Annotated in this window: 13 protein-coding genes; 3 read left to right on the top strand and 10 right to left on the bottom strand. The window is 70.6% G+C overall.

Going from position 1 to position 14,632, the window contains the following annotated elements; all coding sequences use genetic code 11:
• Positions 1-29 precede the first annotated feature (29 nt).
• Positions 30-776, bottom strand: coding sequence for a DUF6227 family protein (locus IF54_RS0112445; RefSeq protein WP_030317596.1), 747 nt, complete (start codon positions 774-776; stop codon positions 30-32).
• Positions 777-933: 157 nt separating this feature from the next.
• The gene (locus IF54_RS0112440; RefSeq protein ID WP_078851949.1) at positions 934-2,169 is read right to left on the bottom strand and encodes a L,D-transpeptidase; all 1,236 of its coding nucleotides are present in this window, start codon (positions 2,167-2,169) and stop codon (positions 934-936) included.
• Between the two features lie 199 nt (positions 2,170-2,368).
• Here IF54_RS0112440 and IF54_RS0112435 point away from each other — a divergent pair, with 199 nt between their 5' ends.
• Positions 2,369-2,974: a TIGR03086 family metal-binding protein gene (locus tag IF54_RS0112435; RefSeq protein ID WP_030317594.1), complete on the top strand. Its 606-nt coding sequence runs from the start codon at positions 2,369-2,371 to the stop codon at positions 2,972-2,974.
• On the opposite strand, the gene IF54_RS0112430 is transcribed toward IF54_RS0112435, so the two are convergent.
• Both IF54_RS0112430 and IF54_RS0112425 read right to left on the bottom strand, forming a co-directional pair.
• Complete coding sequence (locus IF54_RS0112430; protein WP_030317593.1) at positions 2,971-4,005, bottom strand: P1 family peptidase; 1,035 nt, start codon at positions 4,003-4,005, stop codon at positions 2,971-2,973. The genes IF54_RS0112435 and IF54_RS0112430 overlap by 4 nt on opposite strands.
• A complete protein-coding gene (locus tag IF54_RS0112425; RefSeq protein WP_051735421.1) occupies positions 4,002-5,234 on the bottom strand; it encodes a low temperature requirement protein A in 1,233 nt (410 codons plus the stop codon). The genes IF54_RS0112430 and IF54_RS0112425 overlap by 4 nt, the downstream gene beginning before the upstream one ends.
• Before the next feature lie 242 nt (positions 5,235-5,476).
• Here IF54_RS0112425 and IF54_RS0112415 point away from each other — a divergent pair, with 242 nt between their 5' ends.
• A complete protein-coding gene (locus IF54_RS0112415) occupies positions 5,477-5,659 on the top strand; it encodes a hypothetical protein (protein WP_020137759.1) in 183 nt (60 codons plus the stop codon).
• 8 nt (positions 5,660-5,667) lie between these two features.
• Here the strand turns inward: IF54_RS0112415 and mscL are convergent, their stop codons facing one another.
• From mscL to IF54_RS0112385, 6 genes are all read right to left on the bottom strand, one after another.
• Positions 5,668-6,123, bottom strand: a complete 456-nt coding sequence (mscL, locus tag IF54_RS0112410) for a large conductance mechanosensitive channel protein MscL (RefSeq protein WP_030317591.1) — start codon at positions 6,121-6,123, stop codon at positions 5,668-5,670.
• A gap of 138 nt (positions 6,124-6,261) precedes the next feature.
• Positions 6,262-6,831 carry a hypothetical protein gene (locus IF54_RS0112405; protein ID WP_078851973.1) on the bottom strand — a complete coding sequence of 190 codons (570 nt, stop codon included), beginning with the start codon at positions 6,829-6,831 and terminating at the stop codon, positions 6,262-6,264.
• A 219-nt stretch (positions 6,832-7,050) separates the two neighbouring features.
• Positions 7,051-7,884, bottom strand: a complete 834-nt coding sequence (locus IF54_RS0112400; RefSeq protein ID WP_030317588.1) for an S-methyl-5'-thioadenosine phosphorylase — start codon at positions 7,882-7,884, stop codon at positions 7,051-7,053.
• A 136-nt stretch (positions 7,885-8,020) separates the two neighbouring features.
• Positions 8,021-8,350, bottom strand: coding sequence for an FmdB family zinc ribbon protein (locus tag IF54_RS41065; protein WP_078851948.1), 330 nt, complete (start codon positions 8,348-8,350; stop codon positions 8,021-8,023).
• Positions 8,351-8,418: 68 nt separating this feature from the next.
• Positions 8,419-9,684, bottom strand: a complete 1,266-nt coding sequence (locus IF54_RS0112390) for an MFS transporter (RefSeq protein ID WP_030317585.1) — start codon at positions 9,682-9,684, stop codon at positions 8,419-8,421.
• 205 nt (positions 9,685-9,889) lie between these two features.
• Positions 9,890-11,482, bottom strand: a complete 1,593-nt coding sequence (locus tag IF54_RS0112385; RefSeq protein WP_037819879.1) for a potassium/proton antiporter — start codon at positions 11,480-11,482, stop codon at positions 9,890-9,892.
• 267 nt (positions 11,483-11,749) lie between these two features.
• Between IF54_RS0112385 and IF54_RS0112380 the strand changes: the two genes are divergently transcribed.
• Entirely contained in the window at positions 11,750-14,599 is a 2,850-nt protein-coding gene (locus tag IF54_RS0112380) for a penicillin acylase family protein (protein ID WP_030317581.1), read from the top strand.
• Positions 14,600-14,632: the final 33 nt, after the last annotated feature.

Genomic DNA, 14,632 nt, shown 5'->3' with positions numbered 1-14,632 from the left:
GTGGACGCCGGGGCCAACCGCCGGTCGGCTCAGGACAGTTGCGCCGCGCGCCGTTCCATCGCCTCGCGGGCCGCGTCCTCGCTGACGTAGACCTCGCACATGTGCCGCCCGTCCGGCGTGGCCGTGTGCTCGACCTCCCACAGGGAGATCTCCGCGCCGTCACGCAGCAGGAACGCGTGCTCGTACAGCGAGAAACCCAGCCCGGTCCGCCCCGCTCGGCACGGGCGCCCGAAGGCCTGCGTGATCTGGTGCGCGAACGCCTCGGACAGCAGCGCCGCCGTCTCCGCGCCCGGCCGGTCCGCGTTCTCCGCGCGACGCAGCAGCCGGCGCGCGTGGTCCGGCGAGTCGTCCGGGACGTAGGCGTGCCGCGGCGGGTGCACGGACTCCAGCTGTACCGTCACCGGCAGTTCGAAGTCAGGGGTCTCCGCCGGTAAGGGCAGCCGGGCGGTCGCCGCCCGCAGCTCCTCCTCGTCGACGTACACCTCGTGCTGCGGCAGGCTGTCGCGGGCGGTGTTGTGGACGAGCTCCCACAGGGTGAGCGCGGAGCCGTCGTCGAGCAGCCAGGTGTGCCGGTACGTCTCGCGGTGCAGGCCCGCGCTGTGGTGCGCGGAGTGCAGCGAACTGTCGTACGCCAGCGCGCAGTCCAGGCGCCGGATGGTCTCGTCCGGCAGCTCGAAGGAGTTCAGGGCACGACCGAGGAGACGCGCGAGGTGCTCCTCCGGAGACTCGGGCGACTCGGGTGGTTCGTACGCTGCCGTCTCGTACGGAACGCTCAAGGTTTCTCCCGGCGTTGCTGCATGTCACCTTGTGGGTGCATACCGTAGCCCCTCGGTCGGACATCATGTCCGGGAACCGAGAAAACGTACGTCCGGAAAACGCCCGGACCGCGCGAGAAGTTCCCACGCGGCCCGATGTTCCGTCAAAAGCCGCCGGTCAGGCGGCACTTCCGGCGGTCCACTGGGCCCAGGGGAGGTTCCAGCCGTTGAGTCCGTTGTCGGGTGCCACCTGCTTGTCGGGGGAGTTCTTCACGATGACGACGTCCCCGACGATCGAGCTGTCGTAGAACCACTTGGCCGGTGTGTCGCCCTGGCCGCCCTTGACGTCCCGCAGGCCCACGCAGCCATGGCTGGTGCCGGTGCGGCCGAAGGGCGGACTGCCCTGGTTGTACCAGTAGTTGCCGTGGATGAAGGTGCCGGACTGCGTCAGCCGCATCGCGTCCGGCACGTCCGGGATGTCGTACGCGTTGGCCAGCGCGACCGTCCGGCTGTCCATGCGGATCTTCTTGTGCTTCTCGGTGATCACCATCTGCCCGTTGTAGGTGGTGAACTCCTTGCTGCCGGACGAGATCGGCACCTTCTTGAGGACCTTGCCGTCCCGAACCACCGTCATGGTCTGCGTCTTCACGTCCACCGTGGAGACCTGGGACCGTCCGACGGTGAAGCTGACGGTCCTGCGCTGCACGCCGGTGACGCCGTTCGCCCCCTCGATCCCGTCCAGGTCGATCTTCATCGTGACCTTGGAGCCGGCCTTCCAGTACTCCTCGGGCCGGAAGTCGAGCCGCTGCGAGCCGAACCAGTGCCCCACCACCCGCTGTCCGCTGCTGGAGCTGACCGTGATGTGCGACTGCACGGCCTTCCGGTCGCTGATCGCCTTGTCGAAGCTGAACGACACAGGCATCCCCACACCGACCGTCGTCCCGTCGTCCGGCGTGTACGTCCCGATGAAGCTGTTCGCCTTCGAGACGGTCGTGAACACCGACTTCGCGGCCACGGCCTTCCCGTCCGCGTCCTTCGCCGTGGCGGTGATCCGGTACCTGGTCCCGCGTTCCAGCTGCTCCGCGGGCTGCCAGCTCCCGCCCCCGGCCGCGATCGTCCCCGGCACGTCCTCGCCCGTCCCCGCCACCGTCATCTTCACGCCGGTCAGCGTGCCGTCGCTGACCTTCACGCCGGTCGAGTTGATCGAGGCGCCGGTGGATCCGTTCTTCGCGGAGATGACGATCTCCGCCGCGGACGACCGCGCGGAGTCCTTGCCGCCCTTGCCCTCACTGCCGCCGTCGGAGTCGCCTCCGCACGCGGTGAGGGTGAGGGCGCCGACCACCAGGACGGCACAGGTCCCCAGTGCGCGCCGTGCTGCTATGTCCGGCGTTGCCAAGGTCTGCTCCAGATTCATGTGAGAGGCATGGTCCGCTCCGTTCCCCGCTGTGAGGAAAGGAGGGACCCGGTCCCCGGCCGGGTTCCCCGTCCGCGCGACGAATGCCCTCGTGTGACAGAACCCGGACACAGCAAGGGGCGCACCGGGGGTGGACGGACGGCCGCACATTCAGCAGGGTGAGACACCGACCAAAATCCGGAACAACGGGGGCTCTCCGATGAACGACGGCATGATCTCCAGCGGCTGGGACGTCCTGGACGCCTCTCACCAAGCACTGCGCACGGCCGTCCGGTCCGTCCCCGACGACGGCTGGCACCTGCCCACGCCCTGCGAGCGCTGGACCGTCGCCCAGGTCTTCCAGCACGCCGTCGGCGACCAGATCGGCTTCGCCGCCGCGCTGACCGGCGAACCCGGCCCCGGCTTCAACCCCTTCGAACCCTCGGGCGACCTGGCGGGCGCCGACCCGACGGCGTTCCTGGAGGACGCTCTGGCCCGCGCGGCCAAGGCGTGGGCGGGAGTCGACCGGGACGCCTCCGCGGTCCCCACACCGGTACCACCGCACAGCATGTCCCCGTGGTCCGGCTCCGCGGCCTGCGGGCTGGACGCGGCGGTCCACGCCTGGGACCTCGCCGCCGCGACCGGCCGGCCGTCCCCGCTCCCGCCCGAACTGGCCCGCCCCCTCCTCAAGGTCGCCCAGGAGATCGTCGAACCCCTGCGTGCCTACGGCGCGTACGCCGCCGCCCTGCCCGTCGAGCCGGGCGACGACGACACGGCCGTCCTCCTGCGCCACCTCGGCCGCGACCCCCACTGGAGCGCCTCCTAGGCCGAGGACCCCCCGTACAGCGACTCGTACGACGGCCACACCCCGCCGGGCCCGTCCACGGACTCCGCGGCCCGGACGGCTCGCACGATCGCCCGGGTGACCACGTCCGCCCCCGCCGCGAGGACGTCGTTGAGCGCGAGCGGATCGCCCGGGTCCAACGTCCGCGCCCCCGTCGCCAGCGCGAACACGGTGTCCCCGTCGTGCAGCAGATGCACCGGCCGTACGGCGCGGGCGATCCCGTCGTGCGCCGTACCGGCCACCTTCTGCGCCTGCGCCTTGGACAGCTCCGCGTCGGTGGCCACCACCGCGAGCGTGGTGTTCAACGACGGCGGCGGCTGCCGAGCCGAGAGCTCCGCGAGTCGCCGGCGCGCGGCCTCGTGCACCCCCTCGTCCGGATACCGCACCCGCCCCTGGAACAACTCCCCGTACAGGACCCCCGTCTCCGGGTCCGCCACCGCGCCGACCGCGTTGACCACCACCAGCGCCGCCACGGTGATGCCCGACGGCAGCAGGACACTCGCCGACCCCACCCCGCCCTTCATCCCCCCGGCCACAGCCCCCGTACCGGCCCCCACGCACCCTTCCGGCACCGCCGAACCCACCGCACCGGCCGCTGCGGCCTCGACGGCGGCCCGCCCGGTCGCCGCGTCCGGCCGGGCCCGGAAGTCCCCGCCCCGGCCCAGGTCGAAGACGCACGCGGCGGGTACGACCGGCACCACGTGCGAGGGATCCGGCCCGACCCGCACCCCCCGCCCGCGCTCCTCCAGCCAGGCCATCACCCCCGAGGCCGCGTCCAGCCCGTACGCGCTCCCGCCGGTCAGCACGATCGCCTCGACCTTCTGCACCACGTTGCGCGGATCGAGCGCGTCGGTCTCCTTGGTCCCGGGACCACCCCCGCGCACATCCACCGCCGCCACCGCCCCGCCCTCCGGGGCGAGCACGACGGTGGTCCCGGTGAGCCACCCGCCCCCGACACGCGTGGCGTGCCCCACCCGCACTCCGGTGACATCGGTCAGGGCGTCAACTGTCATGTCGCAGGTCCCCGTCCGGCCCCGACCTCGGCCCCGTTGTCGGTCGGGTCCACCCTCTCCCGGGCCGCGCTGCGCGAGGTGAGCGTCGTCCCGGTCACCACCGCCAGCCCCGCCACGAGGCCCGCCGCGAGCACGGCCCCCTCGCCCAGGAAGGTGCAGCAGAGCACCAGCAACGCGGTGACCGGCAGCACCAGTTGCTGTGCGATGCCCACCTTGAAGAACCGGGAGTGCAGCAGCCACACAGTGAGCAGGTAGAGCGCCGTCGGCAGAGTCACCGCGGCCGACGCGGCGAGCGTCGAGATGTGCGCCTTGCCGACCGCCTGCTCCACGGCCACCTCGAGGCCCGCCCCGATCGCGGCGGCGGAGGCGAACACCACGTAGTGGCCGTAACCCCACAGGAACGCCTGTCTGTTGGAGCGCAGACGGTCATGGATGGGCACCACGAAGTAGATCCACCAGGCGGCGAAGATGATCAGCAGCCCACCCGCCGCGATCGGCAGGAGTTCCCCCAGCGCGTCCTGCTCGTCGATACCGGACTTCACGGCGACCGTGGCGGCGGCGATCGTCTCACCGAGCACGATGATCGTGAACAGTCCATAGCGTTCCGCGATGTGGTGCGGATGCCACGACGTCGGATGGTCCCGCTCGGCGAACGGCGGCACACACATCTCCAGCACCGCCATCACCAGGAAGACCCAGGGCCGCCCGCCCTCGGGCAGCACCAGCAGTCCCAGCCAGCCGACCTGGCACAGCAGCACGCCGAACGCGTACCGCAGCGCCATCGTCCGCTCCGCGCCCTCGCTCGACCACGCCACCCGCAGCCACTGCGTGATCAACGCCAGCCGCATGATCAGATAGCCCAGCCACACGGCCAGGAACTCGTGCTGCTCGAACGCCCTGGACACCCCGGCCGCCAGCACCAGGACACCGGCGATCTGCACCAGGGTGACGACCCGGTACAGCGCGTCGTCGTTGTCGTAGGCCGAGGCGAACCAGGTGAAGTTCATCCAGGCCCACCAGATGGCGAAGAACACCATCGCGTAGTTGAGGACGCCCTCGCCGGCGTGCCCCTCGGCGACCGCGTGCACCAGGGCGACGCCCGCCTGCGCGATGGCGACGACGAAGCACAGGTCGAAGAAGAGCTCCAGCGGCGACGCGACCCGGTGGGCCTCGTCCCGGCCGCGGGCGGTGAGTCTGCGCAGTGGACTGTGGGGCGGGCTGGACGTCATGGACCCAAGCACAGCAGATCCGGACCGGAAACGCTCATGGATGGGTGTGTGGATGTCGAGGTCACAGGCGTTGGGGCCATGGGTGCCGGGTCCGTGGGCGTCCGGTCCCGGAGAGTCGGGGTCATGTGGATCGGAGCCATGGGGGTCGAGGCCTCGGGTGTCGGATCCACGGTGTCGGTGGGCCGGCAGGTCGGGGACTGCGCCCCGCTCGGCCGTACCGCAGGTCCCCGTACCCTGGACACATGACCTCCGCCCCCGCCCCCGAACCCGCCGAGCCGAAGCCCGGGCTTGTCTTCGACGATCCGCTGGACCAGCAGTCGTCGGACGACACCGACCGCGGCTGGGGCGACCGACCGCGGTCCGACGGGGACAGCGCGGCCGACCTGAAGCGCTTCCTCGACGAGAAGCCGCCCCACCACATCTGAGCCGATCGCTACGGCTCCCTGTGCCCCGAGCCCCGCTGCGCGACCAGCGCGTCGCGGATCTCCTTGAGGACCTCCAGCTCGGTCACCTCGATGACCTCGCGGGTGCCCTCCTTCGCCTTCTGGCGGGCCTCCACGCGGGCCAGGTACTTCGCCATCGGCAGCACCATCAGGAAGTACACGACGGCCGCGGTGATCACGAAGCTGAGCGTGGCACCGAGCACCGAGCCCCACAGGATCGTGATGCCCTGCTGGCCTTTGCACGAGGAGCTCAGGCACGAGCTGTAGTGGTCGAGGTTCTTGGTCCCGATCGCCCCGACCAGCGGGTTGATGATCCCCTTCACCACCGAGTTCACGATGTTGGTGAAGGCGGCGCCGATGACCACCGCGACTGCCAGATCGACGACGTTCCCGCGCATCAGGAAGGCTTTGAAGCCCTCCCAGACGCTCGGCTTCTTCTCGCTCACCCGCAGGCCTCTTCTCGTACGTACAGGTTGTGGAACAAACAGCTCCGCAACCTACGTCAACCTGAGGCGACCCTGTCCAATTGGGTAGCTCGAAAGGGCGACTTGACATGAGTCGGCGCAACAGGCTGACCACGCGGCTCAACACAGTGTCACCGCCAGCCGCGCCGTGGAGCTCGCCCCGACGAGACGGGCCGCCGTGGACCGCGGCACCGACAGCACCACCAGGGCCCCGCCGTCGCCCGCACCCTCCAGCGCCTCCGGCACCTTCGACACGCGTGCCCCACGCGCGATCACCCGCGCGTCGCCGCCCCCCGTCGCCGTCTCCTCCGCGGCGATCACGTCCACCCGGTCCCCGGGCCGCAGCAGCCGCACCGTCGCCGCGTCGGCGATCCGCACCGGCGCCGACACCGTCGCGACGGCTCGGTGCTCGCGTACCGGTGCGACCACCGGATGTCCGCGTGCCCCGTCGGCGTCCCGGGGGCCGGCGGCCACCAGCGCGGCCGCGGTGACGGCCAGTCCGACGGCCACGGCACGTCGTCGGTGCCGTACGAGCTGCCGCAGCTGATACCGCCCGCCGCGCACCCGCACCGGCGCGAAGTGCGGTACCTCGCAGGTCGGCGGCGTCTCGGTGCCGGGTGGGTGCGCGGCGAGAGGAGAAGGGGAGAAGGGCGGGGAGGAGGGAGAGGGAGCGAAAGGTGCGAAGGGCATGAGGACCACCACCAGCGTCGAGGGATCGGCTTGCGGTCCCACGATGAGGCTTCGCGCCGGATCCCGCCGGAGCCGGTGGACAGTCCACCGGTTGTGGAAAACTCCCTCACCTGAACGAGAGCGTCCGCCCTGAACGGGGGTGTTCGCCCTGAAAGGGGGTATTCGCCCCAAAAAGGGCGTCCGCCCCAAATGGAGCGTTCGCCCCGAACCCCGTCCCGGCTAAGGCAGTTCGAACCCCGGATCCATCCCACCCAGCGCGTTCACGCACAGGCAGTCCCGCTCGTCCGCGGCCGGCAGCGCCGCCACCGCGTCGAAGAGCACGCCCCGCAGTCGGTCCACGTTCGCCGCGAACACCCGCAGCACCTCGTCGTGGGAGACGCCCTCGCCGGTCTCGGCGCCCGCGTCGAGGTCCGTGACCAGGGTCAACGACGTGTAGCAGAGCTCCAGTTCACGGGCGAGGGCGGCCTCCGGGTGGCCGGTCATGCCCACCACCGACCAGCCCTGCGCCTGGTGCCACAGCGACTCGGCGCGGGTGGAGAACCGCGGCCCCTCGACCACGACGAGCGTGCCGCCGTCCACCGCCTCCCAGTCCCGCCCGCGAGCCGCCTTCAGCGCGGCCGTCCGCCCGACGGGGCAGTACGGGTCGGCCAGGGACACGTGCACCACGTTGGGCACCCCGCCGCCCGGCAGCGGCAGCCCGTCGAAGTACGTGCCCACCCGGGACTTCGTGCGGTCGACCAGCTGGTCCGGCACCAGCAGCGTGCCCGGACCGTACTCGGGGCGCAGCCCGCCCACCGCGCAGGGACCGAGGATCTGCCGTGCCCCCACCGACCGGAGCGCCCACAAGTTGGCCCGGTAGTTGATCCGGTGCGGCGGCAGATGGTGGCCGCGTCCGTGCCGGGGCAGGAAGGCGACCCGCCGCCCGGCGACCTCGCCGAGGAAGAGGGAGTCGCTGGGCGGACCGTAGGGGGTGTCCACCTGGACCTCGGTCACGTCCTCGAGGAACGAGTAGAAGCCGGACCCGCCGATTACGCCGATCTCTGCGTTCGCCATGCCCGCACAGTATCCGGCCCCGAAATCCCGCGGTGACCGGCTCCGGGAATCGCGAACCGCCCGGGACCGCCGGGTACGGCTCCGGCAACGCCGAGGACCCTGTCGTCGTACGACGACAGGGTCCTGGACGTGCGATCTATGCGGCGGAGCTGCTGCTCGACGAAGTGCCCGTGCTCGACGACTTCGAGTCCGAGGAGGACGAAGAGGTCGAGGACGAGGAGTCGGACGAGCTCGAGGAGCTGGACGTCGACGACTTCGAGGACGACGCCGGGGAGCTGCTCGACGAGGAGCCGCGGCTGTCGTTGCGGTAGAAGCCGGAGCCCTTGAAGACGATGCCGACCGCGGAGAACACCTTCTTGAGGCGACCATGGCAGTTGGGGCATTCGGTCAGAGCGTCGTCGGTGAACTTCTGCACCGCCTCGAGGCCCTCGCCGCACTCGGTGCACTGGTACTGGTAGGTCGGCACTTGTCTTCCTCCTGGCACTCTCACTCAATGAGTGCTAACGAGGGTCCATAGTGACGTATTCCCGGGGATCAGTCCACTGCCACCGGCACTCGGTGACCCACACCACGTGCGACAGTCCGGCCCCGGGGCCGCCCGACCAGGTGGGAACGCAGCGCCAGCAGGGTCGCCAGGGCGAGCAGGGTGCCGGCCATCGGCACCAGGAACCCGGCGCCGCTCCAGAAGCGGTCCTCCAGCTGTCCGGCGATCGTGACCGCGGCCGCCTGGCCGAGGGCCACCGCTCCGGTGAGCCAGGTGAAGGCCTCGGTGCGGGCGCCGGCCGGCACCAGGTTCTCCACCAGGGTGTACCCGGTGATCAGGGCGGGCGCGATGCACATGCCGACCAGGAGGCCGAGGCCCGCGAGGACGAGCACGGAGTGCGCCGCCCACAGGCCGGAGGCCGTCAGGGCGAGGGCGCCGTAGCCGATGACGAGGCGTCGCTGCGGGGCCACCTTCCAGGCGATGGCGCCGCAGACCAGGCCGGAGAGCATGTTGCCGGCGGCGAAGACGCCGTACAGGACGCCGTTCAGGCCGGGCTCGCCGATCGACTCGCTGAACGCGGCGAGCGAGACCTGCATGCCGCCGAAGACGGATCCGATGCCGAGGAAGGTCACGATCAGGACCCGCACACCGGGCAAGCGCAGTGCCGAGGCGTGCTCCACGCGCGCGTGCTCGCCGAGCACGACCGGCGGCTGGGTGCTCCTCTGCGCGGCGAACAGCAGACCGCCGAGCAGCGTCAGGGTTGCCTCCGTCAGCAGACCCGCGGCCGGGTGCACGGCCGTGCACAGGGCGGTGGCCAGCAGCGGGCCGAAGACGAAGGTCAGCTCGTCCGTGACCGACTCGAAGGCCGCCGCCGTGGTCATCAGGGGCGAGTCCTGGAGCTTCACGCCCCAGCGGGCGCGCACCATGGGCCCGATCTGCGGCACGGAGGCGCCGGTGGGCACGGCCGCCGCGAACAGCGCCCACAGGGGGGCGTGGGAGAGGGCGAGCGCCGTCAGGGACAGGCCGGCCAGGGTGTGCACCAGGACACCGGGGACGAGCACGGCGCGCTGTCCGTAGCGGTCCGCGAGACGGCCGCTCCAGGGCGCGAAGAGTGCCATGGAGACGCCGGTGACGGCCGCGACGGCGCCCGCCGCGCCGTAGGAGCCGGTGGTGTGCTGCACGAGCAGCACGAGGGAGAGGGTGAGCATCGCGAACGGCTGGCGGGCCGCGAAGCCGGGGAGCAGGAACGTCCAGGCGCCGCGGGTGCGCAGCAGCTGCCCGTATCCCGGGCGGGAGGAGGTGACCGTGGATGCCACGGCCCGTGCCTTTCTGCCGCCTGGTAGCGCCGCTCCCGTCCGGGGCGGCACCGAGAGCTGTCCTCTTGCGCGGACTGCGGTAGATGCCGAAGACCACGTCACGAGGGACGTCCCGGCCGCCATACGGTCGCGCCAGCTCTGCGTCAGGCAGAGTTGGTTCGATCAGGGGTGCGCCCCCATCGTACAGGGGGCGCGAAACACGGCCTTAACCTGAGACGCCTCCTCCTCCTCCGCCGCCGCCTCCTCCGCTGCTGCCACCGTCGCTGCCCGTGCCCCTGCCGCCGCCCGTACCCAGCCAGTCGGCCAGCTTGCCGCCGCGGCCCACCGCGCGGAGCCGTCGTTCGGCGGCGTCGCGGACCGGGTCGGTGGTGACGACGAGCAGTTCGTCCCCGCGCCGCAGCACGGTCGTCGGCAGCGGAACGAACGATTTTGCGTCGCGGACGACCAGGGTGACGGCGGCTCCGGCCGGCAGCCGCAGCTCGTGGACCTCGACGCCGTGCATCCGCGACCCCTCGGGGATCGCGACGGACAGGAGGTGCCCGCGCAGCCGCTCCAGGGGCGCCGACTCGATGCCGAGGTCGGCGGCCTCCGGGTCGCCGCCGAGGCGCAGCTTGCGGGCCAGCCAGGGCAGCGTCGGGCCCTGCACGAGGGTGTATACGACGACCAGGACGAAGACGATGTTGAAGATGCGCCGGCTGCCGTCGACGCCGTTCACCATGGGGATCGTCGCCAGGATGATGGGCACGGCCCCGCGCAGCCCGGCCCAGGACATGAGGGTCTGCTCCTGCCAGGGCACCCGGAACGGCGTCAGGCACAGCACCACGCTCAAAGGCCGCGCGACCATGGTCAGCACCAGGCCGATGACGAGCCCGGGCAGGACGTCGTCGCCCAGCTCGTGCGGGGTGACCAGCAGGCCCAGCAGGACGAACATGCCGATCTGGGCGATCCAGCCGAGGCCGTCGGCGAACCCGCGGGTGGCGGGCCAGTGCGGCAGCTTGGCGTTGCCCATCGCCATGGAGGCGAGATAGACGGCGAGGAAGCCGCTGCCGTGGGCCAGGGCGCCCGCCGCGTAGGCGGTGACGGCGATCGCCATGACCGCGATGGGGTAGAGGCCGGAGGCGGGCAGGGCGACGTGCCTGAGGCCCCAGGAGCCGAGCCAGCCCACCGCGATGCCGACGGCGGCACCGATGGCCAGTTCGAGGGTTATCTCGCCGATCAGCCGGTACCAGTGCTCGACCGGACCTGCCTGGGAGAAGGCGACGACCAGGATGACCACGGGGGCGTCGTTGAAGCCGGACTCGGCCTCCAGGGTGCCCGTTATGCGTGAGGGGAGGGGGATCTTGCGCAGCACCGAGAACACCGCCGCCGCGTCCGTCGAGGAGACGACCGCCCCGATGATCAGCGCCTGCCGCCACTCCAGCCCGATCAGGTAGTGCGCGGCCGTCGCCGTGACCCCGACGCTCACCGCGACCCCGGCCAGCGCCAGCGCGGTCGCCGCGGGCAGAGCCGGTCCGATCTCCTTCCACTTCGTGCCGAGGCCACCCTCGGCCAGGATCACGACCAGGGCCGCGTACCCGATGACCTGGGTCAGTTCGGCGTTGTCGAAGTGGATGTCGCCGATGCCGTCCTGGCCCATGGCGATGCCGATCCCCAGGTACACGAGCAGGCTGGGGAGCCCGCTGCGCGAGGAGATCCGGACCGCTGCCACGGCGACGAGCAGGACGAGCGAGCAGACGAGCAGGAGCTGGTTGAGGTGGTGGACAGTCAGCGGCCGTTCCCTTCCCTGGCTCACGCGCATCACGCGCGCGTGAGCTCACGTACATAGGACACGAAGTGGTGGGACTCCGCATCCAAGTACTTCGTTACCTTACCTAACTCTTGACGATTTCTTGACGCTCGGCGAGGCAAGATCGAACGCTCGTCCGCGTTGGTTCCCGACTCCGCGTCAAGTGCCCTCAGGCGCTGCGCCTATGGTTGCTCCAGCGCGCAGAGCCTGCGTCACACAGGCTCTGAGTCGAATGCACCAGCCCGCCCTGCCGCTCGCGTTAGGACAGCAAGGACAGCGATGCCCCCCACCACCACCGCCTCCTCGGGTCAGCAGCCCGGCAAGTCCGGCAGGAAGAAGGGGCGCAGAGCCCGTCTGATCGTGCTGGTCCTCGTCCTGGCCCTCGTCGGCGCTGTCGCCTACGGCGGCTACTGGTCGGTGAGCACCGTGCGCGCGTCGTTCCCGCAGACCAAGGGCTCCGTCGAGCTCCAGGGCCTGTCGGGCCCGGTCGACGTCAAACGCGACAGTTACGGCATCCCGCAGATCTACGCCTCCTCCGACGAGGACCTGTTCATGGCGCAGGGCTACGTCCAGGCGCAGGACCGGTTCTACGAGATGGACGTACGCCGGCACCTGACCGCAGGGCGGCTGTCGGAGATGTTCGGCAAGGGGCTGGTCGACAGCGACGAGTCCCTGCGCACCATGGGCTGGGACCGGGTGGCGAAGAAGGAGTACGACACCAAGCTGTCGGCCTCCACCAAGAAGTACCTCCAGGCCTACTCCAAGGGAGTCAACGCCTACCTCCAGGGCAAGAGCGGCAAGGACATCTCCCTGGAGTACGCGGCGCTCGGCTTCGTCAACGACTACAAGCCCGAGCAGTGGACCCCGGTCGACTCCGTCTCGTGGCTGAAGGCGATGGCCTGGGACCTGCGCGGCAACGTCAAGGACGAGATCGACCGCGCCCTCATGACCAGCCGCCTCGGCCCGAAGCAGATCGCCGACCTGTACCCGGAGTACCCGTACAGCCGGAACAAGGCGATCGTCCAGGAGGGCCAGTACAACGAGCTCACCGGCACGTTCGAGCAGGACGGCAGCTCCAAGGACAACGGCCTGTCCGGCTCCGGCAGCTCCACTAGCGGCTCCGGGACGTCCTTGGGGGGCACCGGGACCTCCACGGGCGGCACGGGGACGTCCACGGGCGGTACCACCGGCACGTCGTCCTCCGTCGGCTCCGGTACGGCCGCCTCGGCCCTCCAGAGCCAGCTGTCGGGCCTGTCCCAGGTCCTGGCCGACGTCCCGACCGCCGTCGGCGTGAACGGACAGGGCATCGGCTCCAACTCCTGGGTCGTGGCGGGCGAGCACACCATCACCGGGCACCCGCTGCTGGCCAACGACCCGCACCTGACAGCCTCCCTGCCGTCCGTCTGGTACCAGATGGGCCTGCACTGCCGGAGCCTGTCCAGCAAGTGCCAGTACGACGTCACCGGCTACACCTTCGCGGGCATGCCCGGCGTGGTCATCGGCCACAACGGGAAGATCGCCTGGGGCATGACCAACTCGGGCGTCGACGTCACCGACCTCTACCTGGAGAAGCTCTCCGGGGACGGCTACCTGTACGACGGCAAGACGGTTCCCTTCACCACGCGTGAGGAGACCATCAAGGTCGCCGGCGGCGCCTCCAAGAAGATCGTCGTCCGGGAGACCAACAACGGCCCCCTGCTCTCCGACCGTTCCGACGAGCTGGTGAACGTCGGCAGGAAGGCCACCGTCGACAACGCGGCCCCCGACCGGGGTGACGGCTACGGCGTCGCCCTGCGCTGGACCGCGCTGGACCCGGGCACCACCATGGACGCCGTCTTCGCGATGGACAGGGCGTCGAACTGGAGCGACTTCCGCGCGGCGGCGGCCCTGTTCGACGTCCCGTCGCAGAACCTCGTCTACGCCGACGCCACCAACATCGGCTACACCCTGCCGGGCCGCATCCCGATCCGGGCCAAGGGTGACGACGGCTCCCTCCCGGCGCCCGGCTGGGACCCGAAGTACCGCTGGACCGGCAAGTACATCCAGCAGGACGAGCTGCCCTACGAGTACAACCCCTCGCGCGGCTACATCGTGACCGCCAACCAGGCCGTGGTCGACAAGGACAAGTACCCCTACACGCTCACCACGGACTGGGGCTACGGCACCCGCAGCCAGCGCATCACCGACCTGATCGAGCAGAAGATCAAGGGCGGCGGCAAGATCTCCACCGACGACATGCGCCAGATGCAGCTCGACAACAGCAGCGAGATCGCCAAGCTGCTGGTGCCCAAGCTGCTGAAGATTGACATGGACGACAAGGACGTCCGCCAGGCGCAGGAGCTGCTGGAGGGCTGGGACTACACCCAGGACGCCGACTCGGCGGCGGCCGCCTACTTCAACGCGGTCTGGCGCAACATCCTCAAGCTCGCCTTCGGCAACAAGCTGCCCAAGGAGCTGCGGGTCAAGGGCCAGTGCCTGTGGGTCGACCGGGTCAACACCACCGGCCCCGCCGACGAGACCGACAAGACCCGCGAGTGCGGGCAGCGCGACGCCGACGAGGCGCAGCCGGACGGCGGCGACCGCTGGTTCGAGGTCGTGCGCAACCTCATGAACGACCAGAACAGCGACTGGTGGAAGACCCCGAAGGGCGCCGGCGACCGCCCCCCGGCCACCAACCGCGACGAACTGTTCAAGCGCGCCATGATCGACGCCCGCTGGGAGCTGACCGCCAAGCTCGGCAAGGACATCGACACCTGGAGCTGGGGCCGGCTGCACCGCCTGTTCCTGAAGAACCAGACCCTGGGCACCCAGGGCCCCGACATCGTCCAGTACCTGCTCAACCGGGGCCCCTGGAAGCTCAGCGGCGGCGAGGCCACGGTCAACGCCACCGGCTGGAACGCCGCGGGCGGCTACGGCGTCGTCTGGGTGCCGTCGATGCGCATGGTGGTCAACCTCGGCGACCTCGACAAGTCGAAGTGGATCAACCTCACCGGTGCCTCCGGGCACGCCTACAGCGCGCACTACACCGACCAGACCGGCAAGTGGGCCAAGGGCGAGCTGCTGGACTGGTCCTTCTCGGACGCCGCCGTCGACAAGAGCACGAGCGACACCCTGGTCCTGAAGCCGTAGGACCGCGGCAGGACCGAAGCGAGGGCCCCTCCA

This window comes from Streptomyces sp. NRRL B-3229, from assembly GCF_000719505.1.
GTDB lineage: Bacteria > Actinomycetota > Actinomycetes > Streptomycetales > Streptomycetaceae > Streptomyces > Streptomyces griseorubiginosus.
The sequence above is the reverse complement of the archived record's forward strand: the minus strand, read 5'-3'. Positions and strand labels throughout refer to the sequence as shown.

Excerpts from the sequence above, each read along its gene's own strand:
- IF54_RS0112440 (WP_078851949.1), bottom strand. The coding sequence starts at position 2,169 with ATGAATCTGGAGCAGACCTTGGCAACGCCGGACATAGCAGCACGGCGC.
- IF54_RS0112435 (WP_030317594.1), top strand. The coding sequence starts at position 2,369 with ATGAACGACGGCATGATCTCCAGCGGCTGGGACGTCCTGGACGCCTCT.
- IF54_RS0112430 (WP_030317593.1), bottom strand. The coding sequence starts at position 4,005 with ATGACAGTTGACGCCCTGACCGATGTCACCGGAGTGCGGGTGGGGCAC.
- IF54_RS0112425 (WP_051735421.1), bottom strand. The coding sequence starts at position 5,234 with ATGACGTCCAGCCCGCCCCACAGTCCACTGCGCAGACTCACCGCCCGC.
- IF54_RS0112415 (WP_020137759.1), top strand. The coding sequence starts at position 5,477 with ATGACCTCCGCCCCCGCCCCCGAACCCGCCGAGCCGAAGCCCGGGCTT.
- IF54_RS0112405 (WP_078851973.1), bottom strand. The coding sequence starts at position 6,831 with ATGCCCTTCGCACCTTTCGCTCCCTCTCCCTCCTCCCCGCCCTTCTCC.
- IF54_RS0112400 (WP_030317588.1), bottom strand. The coding sequence starts at position 7,884 with ATGGCGAACGCAGAGATCGGCGTAATCGGCGGGTCCGGCTTCTACTCG.
- IF54_RS0112385 (WP_037819879.1), bottom strand. The coding sequence starts at position 11,482 with ATGCGCGTGAGCCAGGGAAGGGAACGGCCGCTGACTGTCCACCACCTC.
- IF54_RS0112380 (WP_030317581.1), top strand. The coding sequence starts at position 11,750 with ATGCCCCCCACCACCACCGCCTCCTCGGGTCAGCAGCCCGGCAAGTCC.